This is a genomic window from Neisseria sp. HMSC074B07 (assembly GCF_001810355.1).
GTDB lineage: Bacteria > Pseudomonadota > Gammaproteobacteria > Burkholderiales > Neisseriaceae > Neisseria.
Genome location: NZ_KV800877.1, coordinates 14,409 through 18,506, shown reverse-complemented (window position 1 = coordinate 18,506; position 4,098 = coordinate 14,409). Strand labels below are relative to the sequence as shown.

General features: G+C 47.0%; 4 protein-coding genes and 2 tRNA genes. 3 read left to right on the top strand and 3 right to left on the bottom strand.

From position 1 onward, the window contains the following. Positions 1–32: 32 nt before the first annotated feature. Positions 33–1,445 carry a 3'-5' exonuclease family protein gene (locus tag HMPREF2726_RS00495; protein WP_009311647.1) on the bottom strand — a complete coding sequence of 471 codons (1,413 nt, stop codon included), beginning with the start codon at positions 1,443–1,445 and terminating at the stop codon, positions 33–35. 122 nt (positions 1,446–1,567) lie between these two features. Here HMPREF2726_RS00495 and HMPREF2726_RS00490 point away from each other — a divergent pair. The 3 genes from HMPREF2726_RS00490 (at position 1,568) to HMPREF2726_RS00480 (ending at position 2,702) form a co-directional block, all read left to right on the top strand. Further along, positions 1,568–1,644 (top strand) — tRNA-Arg (locus HMPREF2726_RS00490). Between the two features lie 13 nt (positions 1,645–1,657). After that, positions 1,658–1,732 (top strand) — tRNA-Glu (locus HMPREF2726_RS00485). Between the two features lie 175 nt (positions 1,733–1,907). Beyond that, positions 1,908–2,702, top strand: coding sequence for a Cof-type HAD-IIB family hydrolase (locus tag HMPREF2726_RS00480; protein ID WP_009311645.1), 795 nt, complete (start codon positions 1,908–1,910; stop codon positions 2,700–2,702). 148 nt (positions 2,703–2,850) lie between these two features. Here HMPREF2726_RS00480 and rfbD read toward each other — a convergent pair whose 3' ends face one another. Beyond that, positions 2,851–3,717 (bottom strand): dTDP-4-dehydrorhamnose reductase, encoded by an 867-nt coding sequence (gene rfbD, locus HMPREF2726_RS00475; protein WP_070601856.1) that lies wholly within the window; start codon positions 3,715–3,717, stop codon positions 2,851–2,853. Between the two features lie 43 nt (positions 3,718–3,760). Continuing rightward, a partial coding sequence (locus HMPREF2726_RS14040) for a hypothetical protein (protein ID WP_168163268.1) occupies positions 3,761–4,098 on the bottom strand: 338 nt, incomplete at its 5' end.

The window sequence follows — 4,098 nt, the reverse complement described above, 5'->3', positions numbered from 1 at the left end:
CGCCGTACTGGTTTAAAGTTAATCCACTATACTCAAGCGATAACGCGGATATTTTGTCTGTCTCGTTTGAATTTAATTTTTAATATAGACGGCAGCAGGTTGTCGAAATACCAGTGTCCGTTCGGCAGCTCCAAGGCTCCTCCGGCGCAGCGCATGATGACGCGGCGGCCTGATAATTCGTCTGTTTCCGTGATTTCCACTTCATGCACTTTCCCCCAGTCGGCAACAGGCAGCTTGGATGCCATGGCATGAATTCGGGTATTTTGTTCTTCGATTCCGTCACCTTTATGGCATGTCCCATTGCACTTGCCGACAGCCTGCACGGGGCATGGCGCTCCCTGTGCGTGACTGACCGGCAAAATGTTTAAGGCATCGGGACAGAAATTATGTTCTTGCGCCCAGATGTTCAATGCGCGTTTTGCCGCTTTTTTGTGGATAAACAAACCGTAAGGGCGGGTGGTGCTGCTGCCGTTGTCTAGCGGCACAATTCGTGCCTTCAGTACGCCATGTTCGTCGGGGATGAACTTAACAGTCATAAATGTTTTGGGATTCAATTGCTTGAGGGGAAATGGTGCAGATAACTCCTCTTGATATTCCTGCATAACCTGCGCTTTCAACCACAAGGCATGCAGGCTCCCTACTGCGGGGATGAATTTCACATCTGCGGCATTTTGAACATAGTGCAAGCCTTCTTTGCTGTGGAGTAGGGCGGCGATTTCGCTATACGTTTTTTCATACGCCTCGACAGAATGCACTTTTCCTGAATGGTCAAACCACACCAGCACGCCTACCGTATCGGGTAATGAATAGAGTTTGGCAGCTAAAGAATCGGATAGCTGCGTCGGCAGCATTTTCGGATTCATCAGAGCGCGGCAGTGATTATCCCATTCTTCCAAGGTTTTCTCTTTCAGACTGTGTTCCAAATAATCGGCAAGTGCCAAAACATCGGCTAACGCACGATGCCGCTCGTCCGTTTGAATGCCCATTCTGCTGATAATGCTGTCAAGATTGTGTTTATAAAATTGAGGGTACAGGCGGCGGGACAGTTGGACGGTACACAATGCCGGAGCGGCAAAATCGATGCCTGCACGACAAAATTCATGACGCAGGAAGGTGTAGTCGAAACGGCTGTTGTGCGCCACAATCAAAGAGCCGCGCAGTAAAGGCAGTATGTCGGGAGCAATTTGGTCGAAAGCGGGAGCCTGCGCCACCATTTCATTGGTAATGCCGGTCAGTTGGACGACAAATTCAGGAATCGGCTTTCCCGGGTTGATCAATTGTTCGTAATGTTCTACCCGGCCGTTTTCAAAGCGCAGAAAGGCAATTTCCGTCACCCTGTCTTGATACAGATTGCCGCCGGTAGATTCTAAATCAACGACCACAACAGGGCGGTTCAATCGGGTAAAAGCTTCCGATAATCTCAACCAGCGAGAAAGATGAAACATCCTAAATTCCTGAAAATTCACACAACAGGGCAGTATTCTACACTTTGCACATCGTTTATCCAAGAAAACCCTTGACAAGCCCTGTATGGGAAAATATAATCCAAATCTTTCTTTCTTTCAGTGCACCCGTAGCTCAGTTGGATAGAGTATCTGGCTACGAACCAGAGGGTCGGGCGTTCGAATCGCTCCGGGTGCGCCAATAGAAAATTTCTGCGCCCATCGTCTAGCGGTTAGGACATCGCCCTTTCACGGCGGTAACCGGGGTTCGATTCCCCGTGGGCGTGCCAGATTTTGACAAGCCCCTGAATTTTCAGGGGCTTGTCTTTTTTGTATCTCCAAAAAAATAAAACTCTGGTTGCTTGTGTTCATGAATATTTAAATATATCAATCAGATATTCTTTTGATTAGGTTGGCGGTACAATAGCCGAACTTTGAAATGATGAAACTTTTGTTTGCCCGCTTATGAAAAATCCGAAAATTATCTTCTTCGATATTGATGACACCCTCTATCGAAAATATACCGATACCCTGAGACCTTCCGTTTATAAAGCAATGGGTGCGTTGAAAGAGAAAGGGATATTGACTGCGATTGCAACAGGTCGTCCTCCTGCGGCTATTCCGAAAAAAGTACGGGAGCTGATCCGTGAAAGCGGAATCGATATGCTGGTGACCATTAATGGGCAATATACGTCGTTTCACGGGGAAGTATTGCAGGAATATCCGATGGACTCTGCGAATATGATGGAAATATGCGCGTCGTTGGATAATAAAAATATTGATTACGCCTTTGTGAATAACAATAAAATTGCGGTTTCCAGCCCTTCATCGCTTGTTAAAGATGCATTGGCGCATATTTTTCCCGATTTTTTGGTGGATAAAGAATATTTTCATCGGGCAAAAGTGTATCAAATGCTGATCTTTGCAGACTCCAATCAAGAACGCGCCATTGAAGATGAAATTCAACAAAACGGATTTAAATTGGTTCGGTGGCATGAATGTGCCATGGATATGCTTCGTTCTGAAGGTTCTAAGGCAAGGGGAATTGCTCATGCCGTAGGCAAGCTGGGGATTGAAATGAAGGATGTTATGGCATTTGGTGACAGCTTCAACGACTTGGAAATGTTGTCTACTGTCGGATTTGGAGTGGCAATGGGGAATGGCGAGGCTGAGGCAAAGGCTGTGGCAAAATTTGTATGCCCGAGTGTGGACGAGGATGGGGTGTTGCGGGGATTACAGGAATTGGGTGTTATCGACTGAATACGTCGTCTGAAATTTCAGACGACCTTATGAGAAAGTGTTGATGGTGGCGATATGATATTTCGTTTGATTGCCGGTATATTTTGAGTAAAACAAAAGACCGCTTCGTTTGTTGCGGTCTTTTGTTTTATATGGCAGAGGGTGCTAGTCAGTTATCCAGCTTGCCGATGATTTCATTTAACGCTTTTTGCCAATCGGATGCCTTGATGCCGCATTTGTTTTCTATTTTTTGGCAGTCCATAATGCTGTAAGCAGGACGCGGGGCGGGTAGGGGGTATTGGTCGGTCGTGATGGCGTTCAGTTGCGGAACTCTGAAATTAGGGGCTTGCTGTTGCGCCGCTTGGAAAATGGCTTGGGCAAATTCATACCATGTTACCGATTTATTGCCGCCGTAGTGATAAATACCCCGTGGGGCAACGGGTTGCTGCAGCAAAGTAATGATGGCTTGGGCAAGGTCGCCGGCATAAGTAGGGCTGCCTGTTTGGTCATGAACGATGGAGAGGTTGTCCCGTTCTCCTGCTAGTCTGATCATGGTTTTGACAAAGTTGTTACCGTATTCGCTGAATAGCCATGAGGTACGGATGATGACGCTGTCCGGATTGGCTGCCAAAGCGAGCAGTTCGCCTGAGACTTTAGTGCGCCCATACACGCTTTGCGGGTTGGTATAGTCTTGCTCTTTGTATGGGGTCTTGTTTGTGCCGTCGAACACATAGTCCGTAGAGATATGGATAAAGCGGGCTTGGCAGGCGCGGGCGGCAGAGGCAAGGTTGTGGACGGCGGTGGCGTTGACGGCAAATGCGGTGCTGACATGGGCCTCTGCTTTATCGACTGCGGTAAAGGCCGCTGCATTGACTATGGCGTCGGGTTGGAAGTTTTGAACCATATTGCGAACGGCTTCGGTATCTGTAATATCCAAGGATGTCGAATCGGTGGCAATCAATTCCCAATTTTCAGGCAGGCGGTCGCGAAAGCAACGCGCCAATTGTCCTTTTGAACCGGTTAACAGGGTTCGCATATGGTTTCTCCTCGTTTGAAAGTTTTAAAAAAGTATTGCCGGATTAAAAGGACGGCAATTGGAACGATTTGGGCAAGCGTCCGAATTCATTATTCGGGAACGCTGAAACAGTACATTCAAGACAAAACAGATTGGAAGACGGTTGGGCAGATGTTTGACCCGCCAATAAGACCATTTTGTGAAATAACCCTTTTGCAAATTCAGGCTGGGACATCTTAACTGCATCATCCCTGCGTAGAAACGAAAGCAGAAGATGCTTCCCATTTTCTATTTTCAGACGACCCCGCTTGTTTCCGAAAAAGATGGAAAGCGGATTTAAACCTGAAATCATGCTGATTTTTGCAAGAGGAATAATATAGTGGATTAAATTTAAATCAGGAC

Bases quoted from the DNA above. Each gene is read 5' to 3' on its own strand.
- HMPREF2726_RS00495 (WP_009311647.1), bottom strand. From the start codon at position 1,445: ATGTTTCATCTTTCTCGCTGGTTGAGATTATCGGAAGCTTTTACCCGA.
- rfbD (WP_070601856.1), bottom strand. From the start codon at position 3,717: ATGCGAACCCTGTTAACCGGTTCAAAAGGACAATTGGCGCGTTGCTTT.
- HMPREF2726_RS00480 (WP_009311645.1), top strand. From the start codon at position 1,908: ATGAAAAATCCGAAAATTATCTTCTTCGATATTGATGACACCCTCTAT.